The sequence below is a fragment of the Caballeronia sp. PC1 genome, assembly GCF_021353155.1.
Classification (GTDB): domain Bacteria; phylum Pseudomonadota; class Gammaproteobacteria; order Burkholderiales; family Burkholderiaceae; genus Caballeronia; species Caballeronia cordobensis.
The window spans coordinates 490,700-508,500 of the sequence record NZ_JAJUBH010000002.1 but is presented as its reverse complement, the minus strand read 5'-3'; the positions used below and the strand labels follow the sequence as shown (position 1 = coordinate 508,500).

At 63.8% G+C, this 17,801-nt stretch carries 15 protein-coding genes; 8 read left to right on the top strand and 7 right to left on the bottom strand.

What is annotated here, in order from left to right; genetic code table 11:
• Window positions 1-7 precede the first annotated feature (7 nt).
• From hmpA to LY284_RS18105, 4 genes are all read left to right on the top strand, one after another.
• A complete protein-coding gene (hmpA, locus tag LY284_RS18120; RefSeq protein WP_233387517.1) occupies window positions 8-1,189 on the top strand; it encodes an NO-inducible flavohemoprotein in 1,182 nt (393 codons plus the stop codon).
• Window positions 1,190-1,300: 111 nt separating this feature from the next.
• Entirely contained in the window at window positions 1,301-2,524 is a 1,224-nt protein-coding gene (locus LY284_RS18115) for an NnrS family protein (RefSeq protein WP_233387516.1), read from the top strand.
• Between the two features lie 31 nt (window positions 2,525-2,555).
• Window positions 2,556-2,744: a hypothetical protein gene (locus LY284_RS18110; protein ID WP_233387515.1), complete on the top strand. Its 189-nt coding sequence runs from the start codon at window positions 2,556-2,558 to the stop codon at window positions 2,742-2,744.
• 141 nt (window positions 2,745-2,885) lie between these two features.
• Complete coding sequence (locus LY284_RS18105; RefSeq protein ID WP_233387514.1) at window positions 2,886-3,059, top strand: hypothetical protein; 174 nt, start codon at window positions 2,886-2,888, stop codon at window positions 3,057-3,059.
• Window positions 3,060-3,260: 201 nt separating this feature from the next.
• Here LY284_RS18105 and oxlT read toward each other — a convergent pair whose 3' ends face one another.
• From oxlT to LY284_RS18070, 7 genes are all read right to left on the bottom strand, one after another.
• Entirely contained in the window at window positions 3,261-4,577 is a 1,317-nt protein-coding gene (gene oxlT, locus LY284_RS18100; RefSeq protein WP_085952650.1) for an oxalate/formate MFS antiporter, read from the bottom strand.
• 350 nt (window positions 4,578-4,927) lie between these two features.
• Window positions 4,928-6,334: an OprD family outer membrane porin gene (locus tag LY284_RS18095; RefSeq protein ID WP_233387513.1), complete on the bottom strand. Its 1,407-nt coding sequence runs from the start codon at window positions 6,332-6,334 to the stop codon at window positions 4,928-4,930.
• A gap of 205 nt (window positions 6,335-6,539) precedes the next feature.
• The gene (oppF, locus tag LY284_RS18090; RefSeq protein WP_233387512.1) at window positions 6,540-7,523 is read right to left on the bottom strand and encodes a murein tripeptide/oligopeptide ABC transporter ATP binding protein OppF; all 984 of its coding nucleotides are present in this window, start codon (window positions 7,521-7,523) and stop codon (window positions 6,540-6,542) included.
• The gene (locus LY284_RS18085; protein ID WP_233387511.1) at window positions 7,516-8,502 is read right to left on the bottom strand and encodes an ABC transporter ATP-binding protein; all 987 of its coding nucleotides are present in this window, start codon (window positions 8,500-8,502) and stop codon (window positions 7,516-7,518) included. Before LY284_RS18085 ends, oppF begins: the two co-directional genes overlap by 8 nt.
• Before the next feature lie 3 nt (window positions 8,503-8,505).
• The gene (locus tag LY284_RS18080; protein WP_233387510.1) at window positions 8,506-9,396 is read right to left on the bottom strand and encodes an ABC transporter permease subunit; all 891 of its coding nucleotides are present in this window, start codon (window positions 9,394-9,396) and stop codon (window positions 8,506-8,508) included.
• A gap of 11 nt (window positions 9,397-9,407) precedes the next feature.
• The gene (gene oppB, locus LY284_RS18075; protein ID WP_014250738.1) at window positions 9,408-10,328 is read right to left on the bottom strand and encodes an oligopeptide ABC transporter permease OppB; all 921 of its coding nucleotides are present in this window, start codon (window positions 10,326-10,328) and stop codon (window positions 9,408-9,410) included.
• An 18-nt stretch (window positions 10,329-10,346) separates the two neighbouring features.
• Complete coding sequence (locus LY284_RS18070) at window positions 10,347-11,993, bottom strand: peptide ABC transporter substrate-binding protein (RefSeq protein ID WP_233387509.1); 1,647 nt, start codon at window positions 11,991-11,993, stop codon at window positions 10,347-10,349.
• 434 nt (window positions 11,994-12,427) lie between these two features.
• Between LY284_RS18070 and LY284_RS18065 the strand changes: the two genes are divergently transcribed.
• The 4 genes from LY284_RS18065 (at window position 12,428) to LY284_RS18050 (ending at window position 17,771) form a co-directional block, all read left to right on the top strand.
• Window positions 12,428-13,357, top strand: coding sequence for a LysR substrate-binding domain-containing protein (locus LY284_RS18065; protein ID WP_045453760.1), 930 nt, complete (start codon window positions 12,428-12,430; stop codon window positions 13,355-13,357).
• Window positions 13,358-13,463: 106 nt separating this feature from the next.
• A complete protein-coding gene (locus LY284_RS18060; protein ID WP_233387508.1) occupies window positions 13,464-14,225 on the top strand; it encodes an SDR family NAD(P)-dependent oxidoreductase in 762 nt (253 codons plus the stop codon).
• Window positions 14,226-14,294: 69 nt separating this feature from the next.
• Window positions 14,295-16,028, top strand: coding sequence for a gamma-glutamyltransferase (gene ggt, locus LY284_RS18055; RefSeq protein ID WP_233387507.1), 1,734 nt, complete (start codon window positions 14,295-14,297; stop codon window positions 16,026-16,028).
• 336 nt (window positions 16,029-16,364) lie between these two features.
• The gene (locus LY284_RS18050) at window positions 16,365-17,771 is read left to right on the top strand and encodes an NCS2 family permease (protein WP_014250733.1); all 1,407 of its coding nucleotides are present in this window, start codon (window positions 16,365-16,367) and stop codon (window positions 17,769-17,771) included.
• The last annotated feature ends 30 nt before the right edge of the window (window positions 17,772-17,801 follow it).

The following is a 17,801-nucleotide window of genomic DNA, read 5'->3' as shown; positions in this document are numbered from 1 at the left end:
CCGAAGCATGCTGTCAGCAGAACACCGCGCCATCGTCAAGGAAACCGTCCCCCTTCTGGAAAGCGGCGGCGAAGCGCTCACCAAGCACTTCTACAACAAGATGCTCACCGAGTACCCCGAAGTGCGCCCCATGTTCAATCAGGCGCATCAGGCGAGCGGCGCGCAGCAGCGCGCGCTGGCCAACGGCGTGCTGATGTACGCGCGGCATATCGATGAACTGGAAAAGCTCGGCGGCCTCGTCGGGCAGATCATCAACAAGCACGTCGCGCTGAACATCCAACCCGAGCATTATCCGATCGTCGGAAGCTGCCTGCTCAAGTCGATCCGCGAAGTGCTCGGCGAGGAAATCGCCACCGACGCGGTCATCGACGCCTGGGCGGCCGCGTATGGCCAGCTCGCGGATCTGCTGATCGGGCTCGAAGAAGGCATCTACAGCGAACGCGAACAGGCGCCGGGCGGCTGGCGCGGCACGCGGCCTTTCGTCGTCGCGCGCAAGGTCAAGGAGAGCGACGAAATCACGTCGTTCTATCTCGTGCCGGAAGACGGCGGCGCGCTGCTCGATTTTCATCCGGGCCAGTACATCGGTCTGCGCGTGTTCATCGACGGCGTGGAATTGCGCCGCAACTACTCGCTCTCGGCCGCGCCGAATGGCCGCGAATATCGCATCAGCGTGAAGCGCGAAACGAACGGCAAGGTGTCGAATTTCCTGCATGAGACCGTGCACGAAAGCGACGTGCTCAATCTCTATCCGCCCGCGGGCGACTTCCGGCTCGAAGCCGGCGAGAAGCCGCTCGTGCTGATCAGCGGCGGCGTCGGCATCACGCCCACGCTCGCGATGCTGCAAGCCGCGCTCGAAACGAAGCGCCCGGTCCACTTCATCCACTCGGCGCGGCATGGCGGCGTGCATGCGTTCCGCGCGGCGATCGAGGAACTCGCGGCGCGTCATCCGCAGTTGAAGCGCTTCTACTGCTACGAGCACAAGCGCGACGGCGATCACGATGCGCACGGCATCGGTTTCGTCGATGAAAAACTGCTGGATACGTGGCTGCCGAAGAACCGCGACGTCGATGCGTACTTCCTCGGACCGAAGGCGTTCATGAAGGCGGTGAAAAAGCATCTGAAGGCGCTCGGCGTGCCTGAGGCGCAGAGCCGTTACGAGTTCTTCGGCCCGGCCGCGGCGCTCGACTGAACCGTACGCGCGTGACACTGCGCCTCTCGACCCGCGGCGCATTCGCCCCGCGGGTTTTTTTGTGCGCAGTGGCCGCGACGCCGTCGCGCATGTGTTTAATGTGAGGATGTCATGAAGATCGCAGAACCCAGCACCGTTTTCGTCGCGGCGCCCGAGCGGCAGCCGAAGCATCGGCGGCTCGCGCTGTTCAATCTCGGCTTCCGGCCGTTCTACCTGTGCGGCGCGGCGTTCGGCGCGGTGGCGCTCGCCGTGTGGCTGCTCGTGCTGTCGGGCGTGCCGGCGCTCGGCGGCTATCTGCTGCGCGCGGACCCGATCGGCTGGCACGCGCACGAGATGGTGTTCGGCTTCGCGGCGGCGATCGTCGTCGGCTTTCTGCTGACCGCCGTGCGCGCGTGGACCGGGCGCGACACGGCCAAAGGCGCGACGCTCGCCGCGCTCGCGCTGCTCTGGCTCGCGGGACGCGTCCTCGTATGGAGCGGCCCGGCGCTGCCGGCTGCTGTCGTCGACAGCGCGTTCCTGCCCGTCGCGGCGCTCCTGCTGCTGCGCGTGCTCGTGAAAGCGGGCAACCGGCGCAATTACTTCATCGCCGCGGTGCTGCTCGCCTTCGGCGCGCTGAACGCGGCGTTCCACAGCCTGTCGATCGACGCGCGCCCCGACCTCGCGATGCGCGCCGTGTACGCATCGGCGGGGGTCGTCGTGTTGCTCGTCGGCGTGATCAGCGGACGCGTGATCCCGATGTTTACCGCCAACGCGATTCCCGGCTTCGTCGCCCGCCGCTGGCGTTTCGTCGAAGCGACGGTCGCGCCGCTCACGCTCGCGGCGTTCTTCGCCGACGCGTTCGACCTCCATGCCGCGATCGTCGCGCCGCTCGCGCTCCTCGCGTGCGGCGTGCATCTGGCGCGCATGATCGGCTGGCGCTCGTACGCGGTGCGCGGGCGGCCGATTCTCGCGATCCTGCATCTCGCGTATGCCTGGCTGCCGCTCGGCTTCGCGCTGCTTGCGCTCGCCGCGATCGGCTGGCCGCGCGTGCCGCACAGCCTCGCGATGCATGCATTCGCCACGGGCGCGATCGGCGGCGCGATCATCGGGATGATCACGCGCACCGCGCGCGGTCACACGGGCCGGCCGCTCGTTGCGGACGGGCGCGACGTCGCGTGCTATGCGCTCGTCCTGGCGGCGGGCGCGCTGCGCGTGCTCGGGCCGCTCGCTGCCCCCGCATGGCATTCGATGTGGATTTACGCTGCGGGGATCTGCTGGGCGCTCGCCTTCGCGCTGTATGTCGCGGCGTACGCGGCGCCGCTCTTCAGGCCGCGCGAGGACGGCAAGCCGGGCTGAGGCCGCCACGCTTTTTGACATCGGGGCCGGCGTGTTCCGCGAGAATCGCGCTCGGCTTTTCACTTATCGATGTCGTCATGAAGCAACTCCGTTTCTCTGCGCCGCGGCGGCGCTCGTCGCCGCTTCCCTCACGCTCGGCGGTTGCGGCCTCTTCGGCTGCGGCGGCTTCGCGACCAACGGCGGCGGCTTCGGCGGCTGCAGCGTGGGCACGCGGTTCTGATCCGCCGCCCCCACTCATGCGGGGCTCGATTCGTCTATCTCCTGAATAATCGCGGGCTCCCTGCGCGAGCCGGGTTTGCGCGCGCATCGTTCACGGCGACACTGCAGTCACTGGGCAACATCACATCGACCGGAGACACGCATGAACGCTCACGTAAGTCTGGCCCTTCTCGCTCTCGTATCGCCGGCTTGCGCGCTGGCCTTCGTCGCGTGGAGCGCCAGCATCGACCTCCGTATGCCGCGGCTCGCGTATCGCGCCGCGCGCGGTGCTTCGAATCCGCGCCGTCATCTGCTTTCGTTTCGCGCGTCGCCATAGAACGCGCATCGTGCTGCCTCGATCACGGGGATAAGGGAGCGAGGAGACCACCTGCCGGCGGCACGATAAAAACGCGCATCCGCAATGCGGCGCACGCGCCGCATCATCAAAATCAGTCGCAAAAGCGGAGAGCGCGAGCTCGATAACAAGAAACGGGCGACACGCCGGGTCGCCCGCCCTGCCACATCACGCTTTAAACCGTCATTCCTTCACGATCGGCGTGTACGACATGTCCAGCGATGCCGCGCGCGCGTGCTTCTGCGAATGCGCATTACGCATCGGCTTGAGCACGAAGAGCGCGAGGAACGCCGATACCGCCGCCATCCCCGCCGCGAGCATGAACACCGCGTGCCAGCTTCCGGTCATATTCGTGATGACGCTCGAGAACGGCACCAGCAGCGCGGCCGTGCCCTTCGCCGTGTAGAGCAGACCCGCATTGGTCGCCGCGAACTTCGGACCGAAGGTGTCGCCGCACGTCGCCGGGAAGAGGCTGTAGATTTCGCCCCACGCGAAGAACACGATGCCGGTCAGCACGACGAACGCCACGGGATCATGCCCGTACTTCGACAGCGCGACGATGCCCACCGCTTCGATCGCGAACGCGATGAACATCGTGTTCTCCCGCCCGATGCGGTCCGACACCCAGCCGAAGAACGGCCGCGTCAGGCCATTGAGCACGCGGTCGATCGTGAGCGCGAAAGTCAGCGCGGGCAGCGTGAGGCCGAGAATCGACACGGGCGAATCGTGCAGGCCGAAGTCCTTCGCGATCGGCCCGAGCTGCGCGGTGGCCATCAGGCCGCCTGCGGCCATCATCACGAACATCAGGTACATGACCCAGAAGATCGGCGAGGCCAGCACCTGCTTCGGACTCGCGTTGTAGACCGCGGCCTTGACCGTGCTCTTGACCGTCGCGAGCAATTGCGCGGGCGGCGCATACAGCGCCATGCCGAGCAGGAACACGACGAGACCCTGGCCGAGACCGAACCAGAGGAAGGTCGATTCATAGCCGCTCGCCTTGATCATGTGCGCGATCGGCACGACGGTCGCAGCCGAGCCCATCCCGAAGCCCGCCGCCGTGATGCCCGCGGCCAGCCCGCGCCGCGTCGGGAACCACTTGAGCGCGTTGCCGACGCAGGTGCCATACACCGCGCCCGCGCCCACGCCGCCAACGGCCGCCGCGAAGTACAGCAAGGGCAGCGACGACGCCACCGAGTTGAGCGCCCACGCAATCGCGCATAGCAGACCGCCGCCCACGACGACCGGGCGCGGACCGTACTTGTCGACGAGATAGCCTTCCACCGGCACGAGCCATGTTTCCGTGACGACGAAGATCGTGAAGGCGACCTGAATCGCCGCGCGGCCCCAGTGATACTTCTCGTCGATCGGATTGACGAAGAGGGTCCAGCCGTACTGCATGTTGGCAATCATCGCCATGCAAATCACGCCGAAAACCAACTGCAGCCACGGCGACGCAAGACGCGACGCTCCTTCCTGGCGGTCCATCTGGTTCATTCCCATGCCTGTCTCCTGGGCAAATTTGCCTTGTGTATGCGGACGCCGAACGGCGCCTCTCACGACGCGTTTGTCATGCTGCGTCGCATATACACAGTATGTGATATATCAAGTAAGTCAAGCGAAAGAATTGACGGGGTTTTCACTTAGACGAACCCATGCTGTAAGCGCATGAAAGCTGCAGTGGGCCGCGCTTCGAGCAGACAAAAAAAAGCCCGGCAGAGACAGGCCTGCCGGGCGATGAGCGTGGGGCGAGACATGGCAATCCGCAGCACGCACCCTCTTTATAAATGAAAGTTAAACGTAATGTAAATGAGTTTTTTTGTAGGGTTTACGCTGCAACGAATTCAGCCGTTTCAGAACACGTTCACCGGGACGTTCACCATCAATCGATACACATTGCTCGTGCCGTCCGGATAGTAAGCGCTGTTGCTGTGATGATGCATGTAGTAGAACTTGACCGACGTGTTCTTGAACTTGCCGTCCGGCACCGTGTAGCTCGGAATCACGCCAAGTTCGTAGTGCGTGCCATGAAGCGGCTCGCCATTCACGATGTAGTTGCCCGCCTGCGCCGTACCGCTGCTGGCCATTGCGCTGCCGTCGGCGCCCCATCCGTAAGCACCCCACATCGTCAGCTTGAGTCCGGGCACGCCGTACTGCTTCATGTTGAGCGAGTACGAGAGGCTCACGGACTTTTCATGCGGCTGGTTGTAGTCCACGTCGAGCGAGTTCGAGAGAAAGTCGCCCGCGGACTGGCCGATATAGTCGAACGTCTGATCGCTCACGATCTGCTGAAACGCGAACTGCACCGTGTGCGCGCCGTGCGTGCCGGCGAGCGCGAGCGAATACGCGTTGTTGTTGATGGAGCCTTGCCGCTTGTCGCCGATTGCGCCGGTGTAGTAGTAGTTCAGCGAGCCCGTCCAGCGGATGCTCTTCGGATCGCCGATGCTCTGCGTCGCCGTCAGGTAGTACTGCTGCCATACATCGTTCGCAATGCTGCCGTACAGCGTCACCGCCGTGTCTTCGCCACGCGTCCAGTCGCCGCCGAAGTACGTGAAGCGCGAGATGTGCGTGCCGCCGTATTCGGTCGTGAGACCGGTCACGGTCGTCATGCCGCGCGCGATCACGCCATCGACTGTACCGGCCTTCAGCGTGAGATTCTTGATCTCGTCGCTCGCGAGCGAGAAGCCGCGGTAGGTCGGCGGCAATGCGCGGTTGTCGTGCGGCACGAGGAACGGATTGTCGAAGAGTTGCTGACCGTACTTGAGCACGGTGTTCGACACGCGCGCTTTCACGTCCCACACGCCCGGATACGCCCACGCGAGCTGATTCGCGCCGCTCGGGTCGCCGCTCGACGAAACATGCACGCGATTGCCCGCGCCCTGCCCGCCATTCAGCTTCAACGCGCCGAAGAGCGAAACATCGCCGCCCAGCCCGATCAACCCTTTCGTATAACCCGATTCGAACACGGCCTGCGCGCCGAGCACCCATGCGTCCTTTTTACCCGCGCCTTTGAACTCGTCGTGCTCGGTGAAAGAGCGCATCAAGAGATTCAGATGCGAATCCTCGACGAAACCCTTGGACTTCGCCTGACTGCTCACGGGCGCATCCGCTTCGGTGTTCGGCGGCGAATCCGGCGGCGCCTCGGTATGGCGTGACGGCGGCTCGGTATCGGTTTCATCGGCGTGCGCGGCGAACCCGGCGGCCATGATCCCGCTGAACAACAAAATCGATAGCGCGAGTGAACGTTTTTGTTTTTTCACGAAAAAGATCTCCACTTTTAATTCAACTTCTGACGGCTTGATCGAAACTAAGGATGACGAATGACCCTGCCCGGCGACGTCCGAAAACGTCGAGGCATTGAGGCGGTTTGGTGAACTGGGGTGAACTCGATTAACGGGCGTGGTCTATTGCTGGGGCGTGGTTTCCTCGAATGTCATTGATCTTTTGTTCGGCGCGAGATACCTGTCACGCGAACAGGCACGCGGCCGAAGCATCCGGGCCGAGCACGCGCAGCGCAGGCACTTCGCGCGCGCAGCGGGGCTGCGCCATCGGGCATCGCGTATGGAACACGCATCCCGAAGGCGGGGCGATCGGGCTCGGAATATCGCTGGACAGAATCTGCACCGTCTTCGCGCGCTCCACGGACGGGTCCGGCACCGGCACCGCCGACAGCAGCGCGCGCGTGTACGGATGCCGCGGCGTTTCGTAGAGCGCGTGCTTGTCCGCGAGCTCCATCACGCGGCCGAGGTACATGACCATCACGCGGTCGGAAATGTGGCGCACGACGGCCAGATCGTGGGCGATGAAGATCAGCGCGAGCTTCATCTCCTTTTGCAGCGACTTGAGCAGATTGACGATCTGCGCCTGAATCGACACGTCGAGCGCGGACACCGGCTCGTCGCAGATCACGAGCTTCGGCTCGACGATCAACGCGCGCGCAATGCCGATGCGCTGACACTGCCCGCCCGAAAACTCGTGCGGATAGCGGTTGATCATCTGCTCGCGCAGGCCGACCTTGGCCATGATCGCGCGCACGCGTTCGTCGATGTCACGCTTGCCCATGCCCGGCCGATGCTCGACGAGCGGCTCCGCGATGATCTGCCCGACCGTCATGCGCGGATCGAGCGAGGCGAGCGGGTCCTGAAAGATCATCTGCACGTCGGCGCGCACGCGATGCCATTCGCGTGTCGATGCGCCCGAGAGCGTTGCGCCCATCCACACGATATCGCCGCTCGTCGCGGGAATCAGGTTCAGGATCGCGCGCGACAGCGTGGACTTGCCGCAGCCCGATTCGCCGACGACGCCGAGCGTCTCTCCCGCCTTCAGATCGAAGCTCACGCCTTCGACCGCCTTCAGCGTGCGGCGCGGCGCCCAAGGCAGGCGGCTTTTCGACTTCACCTGAAAATGCACGCGCATGTCGCGCACGGAAAGAATCGTCGCGTCAGACATGGCTCGTTTCCTTCGTGATCAGTTCGACCGGACGATGGCAGGCGCGCAGCCAGCCCGGTTCGACAGCTTTCAACGCGGGCGCTTCGGCCGCGCATTCGGCGCTCGCATTTGCGCAGCGTTCGTGGAACGGGCAGCCTGCCGGCGGATGCGCCATGTTCGGCGGATTGCCGGGAATGCCCGTGAGTTCGCCGCCTTCGTAATCGAGACGCGGCAGCGCGCGCAGCAAACCGATGGTGTACGGATGCGAGGGCTTCGAGAACAGGGTGGCCGCATCGCACTGCTCCATCACGCGGCCGCCGTACATCACCATCACCTTTTCGCAGAGGCCGGCGACGACGCCGAGATCGTGCGTGATCAGCACGATCGACGTGCCGAAGTCGTGCTGCAGATTGCGCAGCAGTTGCAGGATTTGCGCCTGCACGGTGACGTCGAGCGCGGTGGTCGGCTCGTCGGCGAAGAGCACTTCGGGCTCGCAAAGCAGCGCCATCGCGATCATCACGCGCTGCCGCATGCCGCCCGACAGCTCGTGCGGATACTGCCCGATGCGATGCGCCGCTTCCGGAATGCGCACGGCTTCGAGCATCGAAATCGCGCGCTTTTTCGCTTCGCGCCGCGTGACGTTCTTGTGCAGCTCCAGCACTTCGGTCATCTGCCGCTCGATCGTGAGATACGGATTGAGCGAGCTCATCGGGTCCTGGAAGATCATCGAAAGGCGATTGCCGCGGATGCGGTTCATCGTCTTGTGCGGCATGCCGATGAGATTCTCGCCGCGATAGAACGCCTGTCCGCGCGCGCGTCCGTTCGATGCGAGCAGGCCCATCATCGCGAGAATGCTCTGGCTCTTGCCCGAACCCGATTCGCCCACGATGCCGAGCGTCTCGCCCTCTTCCAGCGCGAAGTTCACGCCGTTGACGGCGCGCACGGTGGCGTCGTGCGTCCTGAATTCGACCTGCAAATCTTTGACTTCGAGTAGCGACATGGCTCACCTGTCCTTCGGATCGAGCGCGTCGCGCAGCCCGTCGCCGACAAAGTTGATGCAGTAGAGCGTGATCGACAACAACGCCGCCGGGAACAGCAGAATCCACGGCGACGCCTCCATCACGCCCACGCCGTCCTGGATCAGCACGCCCCAGCTCGTCATCGGTTCCTGCACGCCGAGGCCGAGGAAGGACAGCACGGACTCCGTGAGAATCACGGCGGGCACGGTGACGGTCGTGTAGATCGCGACGATGCCCAGCAGATTCGGCACCACATGCCGCGCGATGATGCGCCGCGTGGGCACGCCGATCGCGCGCGCCGCTTCGACATACTCTTTCGAGCGGATCGACAGCGTCTGGCCGCGTACGACGCGCGCCATGTCCATCCACGAAAACACGGTGATGGTGACGACGACGAGATAGAACTCGCGCCCGAGCAGCGTCACCATCAGGATCGCGATGAGCAGATACGGAATGGCGTACATCATGTCGACGATGCGCATCATCGCGTTATCGACGCGCCCGCCGACGAAGCCCGCGATCGCGCCCCACACGATGCCGAGCGTCACCGATGTGAGCGTGGCGAGCGCACCGATCAGGAGCGACACGCGTCCGCCAATCAGGCAGCGCACGAGCAGGTCGCGGCCGGTGTCGTCGGTGCCGAAGAGATGCCAGCCGGCGAGCGTGGGCGGCACGCTGGTCGCGTTCCAGTCGGTCGAGTCGAATTCGTTCGGCAAAAGCCACGGCCCGGCGATGCAAGCGAGCGTGATCAGCACGAGCAGCGCCAGGCTCACGACGGCGGCCTTGTTGCGCAGGAAACGCGCACGCGCGTCCTGCCACGGACTGCGACCCGCGACCGCCTTGTCCAGCATGGGAGCCAGTGAAGCAGATTTCATTGCGCGCCCTCTCAATAGCGAATCTTCGGATCGAGCCACGCATACGCGAGATCGACCAGCAGGTTGAGCAGCACGGCCACGACCGTCACGAGCACGACGAGTCCGAGCACGAGCGTGTAATCGCGATTGGCCGCGCCGTTGACGATCAGCTTGCCGATGCCCGGCAGCGAGAACACGGATTCCGTGACGACCGCCGCCGTGATCGACGAAATCGCGAGCGGCCCGATCACGGACACGACCGGAATCAGCGTGGGCCTCAACGCATGGCGCAGCACGATGGTGCGCGTGGACAATCCCTTGGCGCGCGCGGTGCGGATGTAGTTCGTGTTCAGCACTTCGATCAGGCTTGCGCGCGTCACGCGGCCAACGGTCGCCACGTTGATCATCACGAGCAGCGCGACGGGCAGCGCCATGTAGCGCAACTGGAAGTCGTTCCAGCCGCCCGCGGGCAGCCACTTCAGCAGGATCGCGAACACGAGGATCAGCACCGGCCCGAGCACGAACGACGGAAACGCGTTGCCCGCGTTGCTGGCGAGCATCAGCGCATAGTCCGCGAGGCTGTTGCGACGCAGCGCCGCCACGATGCCGAGCGCGACGCCGATCACGATGGCAAGCAGCATCGACACGCCGCCGATTGCGAGCGACACCGGCAGCGCGCGCAGCACGAGATCGTTCACGCTCCAGTCGGCATAGCGGAACGACGCGCCGAGATCGCCGTGCAGCAGGCCGTCGAGATAGTAGACGTACTGCTTCCACAGTGGCTCGCCGAGGTGATACTTCGCCTGCAGATTGGCGAGCACTTCGGCGGATACCTTGCGCTCGCCGTCGAACGGGCCGCCGGGCGTCGCATGCAGCAGCAGATAGCAGACCGTGACGACGATCAGAAGCGTCGGCAGCGTGAGAAGCACGCGCCGTAGCGTATAAGACCACATGAGAAAGGCTCCTTTCCGTCAGTGCTTGACGATGTACAGATCCTTGCTGCCGTAGTGATCCATCGGGTTCTTGAGCGAGTATCCGCCCACATAGCTCTTCACGAGGCGCGGCAGGCCGTATTGCAGCAGCGGCAGAAACGGATAGTCGTCCATCGCGAGCTTCGCGGCCTGCGTCTGCAACTGCGCGCGCTTAGCGAGATCGGTGGTTTCGCCGGCTTGCTTGATGAGCGCGTCGGCTTTCGGGTTGCAACTGAAGTTGTCGTTCTGCTCCGACTTGCACTGCACGAGCGTGAGGAAGCTGGTCGCGTCGTTATAGTCGGCCACCCAGCCGTTGCGCGCGATCTGATAGTCGCCGCCATGACGCTTCTTCAGCAGCACCTTGAACTCCATCGACTCGATATCCATGGTGAGGCCGAGCTTGGTCTTCCATTCCGACGCGACGAAGATCGCCATCTTCTTGTTGTAATCGCTCGTGTTCATCGCGAAACGCAGCTTCGTGCCCGGCTTCACGCCCGCCTCTTCGAGCAGCTTCTTCGCTTCTTCGACGCGCTTGGCCATGGGCCACGACGACCATTCGTAGTTCGACACGTCCGCGCCGCTCACGCCCTTCGGCAGCAGGCCGTAGAGCGGCGTCTGGCCATCGGCGGTCACGCGTTGCGCGAGCAGGTCGCGGTCGATCACCATCGACAAGGCACGGCGCACGCGCACGTCCTTCAGAAGCGGATCGCGATTGTTGAAGCTGTAATAACGCGTACCGAGAATCAGCGAATTGCGGATGTCCTTCGGGAACTGCTGGCTGTATTTCGGGTACGTGCCGGTCGGCAGTTGATACGTCATGTCGTTCTCGCCCGACTGGAACATCTTGACGTCGGTGTTCTCGTCCTCGATCGGCAGATACGTGACTTGCGTCAGTTGGACGTTGGTCTTGTCCCAATAGTTCGCGTTCTTCGACAGCACGAGCTTGCTGTTGACCTGCCAGTCCTTCAACTGGAACGCGCCGTTGCTGACGATGTTGCCGGGCTTGGTCCAGTCCTTGCCGAATTTTTCGATGGTCGCGCGATGCACCGGCCCGAGGTTGGGATTCGACATCAGTTCCGGCAGGAACGGCACCGGGCCGTCGGTCTTGACTTCGACGGTGTTCGCGTCGATGGCGCGCACGCCGAGCGCGCTGACGGGCTTCTTGCCCGCGACGATATCCGCGCCGTTCAAGAGGAACGGGCCATACACGCTCGCATACGACGACGCGGTCTTCGGATCGAGAAAGCGCTGGCAGCCGTAGACGAAATCGTTTGCGCTGACAGGATCGCCATTGGACCAGCGGGCATTCTTGCGCAAATGGAAGATCCAGGTCGTGGCGTCCTTCTGCTCCCACTTCTCGGCGACGCCGGGCACGACTGCGCCATCGTTGTTCGTCGCGGTCAGGCTTTCGAACAGATCGCGAGCGACGTTGGCCGCCACCACGGTTTCCACCAGCGCCGGATCGAGCGTCTCGACTTCAGAGCCGTTGTTGCGCACGAGTTCCTGTTTGACGGCGAGCGCGACGCCGGGCGGCACCACGGCGGCCGTCGCGTTCAGTGCGCTCAGTGAGGACAAGGCAAGCAGCGCCGCGGCGGCGGCGAGCTTCGTGCGTTGGATCGATGCATGGGGAACGGCAAAAAACGTCATGGGGAGTCCTCTTTGTTCGTCTCGTCTTATTGCTTGTGGTGCTTCGTTGGCTTGCGTGCTTTTCGTTTCGGCGTGTTTATCGAAATAGAGATAAACACGCGCTACGAATTTAGCAAATCTAACAAAAAGCTTTCTGCCAATCGTCGACGCGATGCGTCGATTGCGCGCTGGCGTCTCACGTCGGGTAGTCGATTCTGACGCAAACGCTTTCATCTGCGCTTTCAAGCTGGCGGCGAGTATTTCGCATCAATAAGACGGATGCCACTCACATGTGCTTATAGTCACTAAATTTTTCGAATAGTCGTGCATTTTTTTGAGTCGGCGCGCGGAAAGTTTGGGCCGATCGGCAAGGTTAGAGGCAGCAAGTGCTTGTTTCCTATAAGATCTGCGTCGCCGTATCCCACGTTCACCGTCGCCTCACAGCCGTCCGCAAGATGATCCGTTTTCGCCAGATCGAGGCTTTTCGCAGCCTCATCATGACCGGCACCAGTGTCGGCGCAGCCAAGAAGCTCCATGTCACCCAGCCCGCGATCAGCCGTCTGATCGCCGATCTCGAAGCCGACCTGGGCTTCAGCCTCTTTTCGCGTGTCGGCGGCCGTCTGAATCCGACGACGGCGGGCCTGCGTTTCTACAAGTCGGTCGAGGAAAACTTCCTCGGGCTGGAGCGTTTGAAACAGGTCGCCGACATGATTCGCGAGGAAGCCTCCGATGGCCTCACGGTCGCCTGCATGCCCGTGCTCGCGACGACGCTCCTGCCGCCGGTGCTCGCCGACTTCACCGAGCGCCATCCCGGCGTGCCGATCAAGGTCGATTCGGTGAAGGTGCCCGAAGTGCTCGTGAACCTTCAGAACCACAAGGCCGATATCGCGCTGAGCCTCGCGTTTCCCGCGGTCGCGGGCATCGAAGTGGAGACCTTGCTCAAGGCGCCCGCGGCGTGCGCCATGCCCGCCACGCACAGGCTCGCGAAGAAGAAGATCGTCCGGCCGGCCGACTTGCGCGGCGAAAAGCTGATCGGCTGGCTGCCGAACTCGCGCCAGCCTTACGAGGCCGAGCAGTCGCTCATTTCGTCGACGGAAGACCGGCCGCGCTATACCGTGTTCACCGACACGGCCCACACCCGCTACGCGATGGTCGCGGGCGGCCTCGGCATTTCGATCGTCGAGCCGTTCGCGGCCAAGGTCTGGCGCGCGCACGGCGTGGTCGTGCGGCCGTTCGAGACGGACATCGAATACGAATACGTGCTGTCGTATCCGAGCAGCGGCATCCGCTCGGATCTGGTCGCGTCGTTCCGCCATTCGGTGAAGCGCGTGGTCGAGCATTATTCGTTCGAAGCCCCACAGGACGTTCGCGTCGAAAGCGACTGACACGCTCGCTCGCGCTTCGCTTCATACTCTCGTCTGCAGCGCGCGCTTCAAAACCTGTCCATGCAGCGCCCGCCGCGCGGCGGGCCCTCTTCCACACGGAGCATTCATGCACGATCTCAAAGGCAAATCGATCCTCATCACCGGCGCGAGCACGGGCATCGGCGCAGCGGCGGCGCGTGCGTTCGCGCAGTACGGCGCGAATGTCGCGGTGCATTACAACAGCTCGAAAGAACAAGCCGAGGAAGTCGCGAAAGACGTGCGGGCGCTCGGCGTCTCGGCGATCACGGTCGGCGCGGACGTGCGCGATTCGAAGGCGATCGACGCCGCCGTCGCGCAGGTCGTCGAAAGCTTCGGCAAGATCGACGTGCTCATCAACAACGCGGGCAGCCTCGTGAAGCGCGAGCCGATCGCGTCCGTGAGCGACGAGCTCTTCGACGAGATCATGCACATCAACGCGCGCTCGGTCGTGGCGTTCACGCGCGCGGCGCTGCCCTCGCTCAAGGAAGGCGGCGGCGGCTCGATCATCAACGTGACGTCGGTGGCGGCGCGCAACGGCGGCGGCCCGGGCGCGCTGCTGTACGCGGCCTCGAAGGGCTTTGTCAGCACCATCACGAAAGGCATGGCCAAGGAGTTGATGCCCGATCGCATCCGCGTGAACGCCGTCGCGCCGGGCGTGATTCAGACGCCGTTTCAGGAGCGCTTTACGTCGCCTGAGCAACTCGAAGCGTTCCGCAAGTCGGTCCCGATGGGCTTCATCGGCGAGCCCGACGATTGCAGCGGCGCGTTCCTTTACCTCGCGTCCGAAGCGATGTCGCGCTACGTGACGGGGCAGATCATCGACGTGAACGGTGGCCAGTTGATGCCCTGAATCTGATCGCGCGCGGCTCATGGTATAAGCGTGGTGTTTTCGTCGCACGTAACAAAGGAGACGCAGGACATGTTTTTCAAACAAGAACCGCGCGTGCGGTCCCTCGCGCTGAGCGCCATCGTCGCGTCGGCGCTCGTCGCGGCAGGATTCGTCGATACCTCGCCCGCGCACGCAAAAACCACCGACGCTCAGCCGCAGGTCCTGACGGCGTCGGCCGTCGCGGTCGCCGACACCTACGCCGCCGACACCGCCGAGCAGATCTTCAAGCAAGGCGGCAACGCGGTCGATGCGGCCGTCGCGATCGCCTTCACGCTCGCCGTCACGTATCCGGAAGCGGGCAATATCGGCGGCGGCGGCTTCATGACGCTGTACGTCGATCATCGCCCGTACTTCCTCGACTATCGCGAGCGCGCGCCGATGTCCGCGACGCGCAACATGTATCTCGATGAAAAAGGCGAGGTCATCAAGGGCATGAGCCTCTTCGGGCATCGCGCGGTCGGCGTGCCGGGCACCGTGGACGGCATGTGGGAAGCGCAAAAGCGCTTCGGCAAGCTGAAGTGGAAACAGGTGCTCGCGCCCGCCATCAAGTACGCGAAAGATGGCTTCGTCGTCGACGATCAACTGATCAAGCGGCGCGACGCGGCCTCGAAGGACTTCGAGAACAAGACCAACTTCGATCTCTACTTCGGCGGCATGAAATCGGGCCAGACGTTCAAGCAGCCCGATCTCGCCAACACGCTGCAACGCATCTCCGATAAAGGCGCGAAAGGCTTCTACGAAGGCGAAACGGCCGATCTGATCGCCAAGTCGATGGAAGGCCACGGCCTCATCACGAAGCGCGATCTGAAGGACTACAAGGCCGTGTGGCGTCAGCCGATCACCGCGAGCTGGAACGGCTATCGCGTGATCACCGCGCCGCCGCCGAGCTCGGGCGGCGTCGGCCTCGTGCAGTTGCTCAAGATGAAGGCCGATCTCAAGGACAAGTTCGACGGCGTGCCGCTCGATTCCGCGCAGTACATTCATCTCGTCGCGGAAATCGAAAAGCGCGTGTTCGCCGATCGCGCGCAGTATCTCGGCGATCCGGACTTCTACAAGGTGCCGGTCGCGCAGCTCATCAACGACGACTACATCCTGAAGCGCGCGCAGGAAGTGAATCCCGACACGCCCTCGGACACGAAGAGCGTCCAGCCGGGACTCGGCACGTCGATGCCGGAGAAGGCGGAAACCACGCACTTCTCGGTGGTCGACAAATGGGGCAACGCGGTGTCGAACACGTACACGATCAACGGCTATTTCGGCTCGGGCGTGATCGCGGAAGGCACGGGCGTCGTGCTCAACGACGAAATGGACGACTTCGCCTCGAAGCCCGGCGTGCCGAACATGTTCGGCGTGGTCGGCAGCGACGCGAACGCCATCGCGCCGAAGAAGCGCCCGCTTTCCTCGATGACGCCGACCATTCTCACGAAGGACGACAAGGTCGCGATGGTGATCGGCACGCCGGGCGGCTCGCGCATCTTCACGTCGATCTTCCAGGTCATCACGAACGTGTACGACTTCAACATGCCGCTGCCCGAAGCGGTGGGCGCGACGCGCTTTCACCATCAGTTGTTGCCGCCTGACACGATCTACCAGGAGCCGTTCCATCAGCTCGATCCGGAAGTGATCAAGACGCTCGAAGCGAAGGGCTACAAGTTCACGATGCAGGGTTTCAACGGCGACATTCAGGCGATCCGCATCGACGGCGGCAAGCCCGAACCGATGTCCGACCCGCGCGGACGCGGCGTCTCGCGCATCATCCGATAATGCGCCGCACAACGCCGCGCGAGTAAAATAGCGCCCCTGGCCGGACTAAGCGTTTGCCCTAGTCCGGCCTTTTTCCACTCATGCGCAAGCCCCGCCCCATGCGGGATTCGCGGCATATAAGCCCTTCGGCATGAGCGGCATGTTTTTCATGGGATTGGACCCCGCGTTCTGTTCCCCTAGTCTCTGTCCTGACCGAGTGCAGCCGGCAACGCCCGTCACTCGGCACTATCCAGAACTACACATACGAGACGACCCTGACGACGGACCGAAGTGCGTATCGGCATACCCGATGCGTGCACGGTGTTTCCGTTTCAGCGTGCTGATAAAGGAGCAGTCATGTTGGAATCCTCCGCCCAGCAGCTTGGCGATATCGACGTTTCCCCCACCGAACGCGAGGAACACAAAGAGGCCGTGAGCGGCGGCTTTCTCGACCGCTATTTCGGCATTTCCCAAACCGGCAGCACCGAGAAGCGCGAAGTCGTCGCGGGCATCACGACGTTCCTCGCGATGGTCTACTCCGTGTTCGTCGTACCGGGCATGCTGGGCAAAGCCGGCTTCGATACCAGTGCGGTGTTCGTGGCCGTGTGCCTCACGACCGCGTTCGGCTCGCTCCTGATGGGCGTGTGGGCGCGCTTGCCGATTGCGATCGGCTGCGCGATTTCGCTGACCGCGTTCACGGCTTTCGGCCTCGTGCTCGGCAAGGGGCTGACGCCCGCCATCGCGCTCGGCGCGGTGTTCCTCATGGGCGTCGTGTTCACCGCGATCTCCGTCACCGGCGTGCGCTCGTGGATCCTGCGCAATCTGCCGACGGGCGTCGCGCACGGCACGGGCATCGGCATCGGCTTGTTCCTGCTGCTGATCGCTTCGAACGATGTCGGGCTGATCATCAAGAATCCCGCGCCCGGCATGCCGGTGTCGCTCGGGCATATCACGGCCTTTCCGGTGCTGATGTCGGTGCTCGGTCTCGCGGCGATTTTCGGTCTGGAGCGCCGGCGCGTGCCGGGCGGCATCCTGCTCGTCGTGATCGGTCTGTCGGCGATCGGCCTGATGTTCGATCCGTCCGTGCGCTTTCATGGCGTGTTCGCGCTGCCGTCGCTGTCGGCGCCGGGTCATTCGTCGCTGATCGGTGCGATGGACATCAAGGGCGCGCTCTCGATGGCCGTGCTGCCGAGCGTGCTCGCACTCGTCATGACCGCCGTGTTCGACGCGACCGGCACGATCCGCGCGGTCGCGGGCCAGGCCGGCCAGATCGACAAGAACGGGCGCATCGTCAACGGCGGCCGCGCGCTGACCGCGGATTCGCTGAGCTCGATCTTCTCGGCCTGCTTCGGCGGCGCGCCGGCGGCGGCGTATATCGAATCGTCGGTGGGCGTGGCGGCGGGCGCGAAGACGGGGCTGGCTGCGACGGTCGTCGGCGTGCTGTTCCTCGTGGTGATGTTCCTCTCGCCGCTCGCCGCGCTCGTGCCCTCCTACGCGACGGCGCCCGCGCTGATGTACGTCGGCCTGCTGATGCTCGGCAACGTGAGCAAGCTGCACTTCGAAGACACCGTCGACACGATGTCGGGCCTCGTCTGCGCGGTGTACATCGTGCTGTCGGCGAACATCGTGACGGGCATCATGCTCGGCTTCAGCACGCTGGTGATCGGCCGGCTCGTCGCGGGCGAATGGCGCAAGCTGAACGTCGGCACGGTGGCGATCGCCGTGGTGCTCGCGGTGTTCTACCTCGGGGGCTGGGCGATCTAGTTGTATTGCGGGAACGGCGCGCTCGTTCGA